The 279-nt window shown below is 34.8% G+C and carries 1 protein-coding gene; it reads right to left on the reverse strand.

Annotation, left to right across the window (positions count from 1 at the left end; translation table 11 throughout):
* Positions 1 to 87 precede the first annotated feature (87 nt).
* On the reverse strand, positions 88 to 264 hold the full coding sequence (locus HC176_RS19420; RefSeq protein ID WP_167920594.1) for a histone H1: 177 nt from the start codon (positions 262 to 264) through the stop codon (positions 88 to 90).
* Positions 265 to 279: the final 15 nt, after the last annotated feature.

Genomic DNA, 279 nt, shown 5'->3' on the forward strand with positions numbered 1-279 from the left:
GCTGCTGAAAGAATTTCCAAGGAAAAGAATTAAGAGATTGCCCCCCAGAAACTGAAGTAGGGGGCATTCTCATTATTATAGAAACTTCTATTTTTTTGATTCTGCTACGGAAACTTTGCGGAACTCTTTCAACAGTTTTTCTAATTCCAAGGAAGATTTTCTTGCCCTGGTTCCTGCACTTTTATTCCCATCTTCTAGTTGTGCAGTAGCTTCTTTCTGAAAATTTTCATAGGTTGTCTGGATATTTTCAATAAGTCTTTTCATAATAATATTTTTAGT

Source organism: Tamlana crocina, assembly GCF_012037625.1.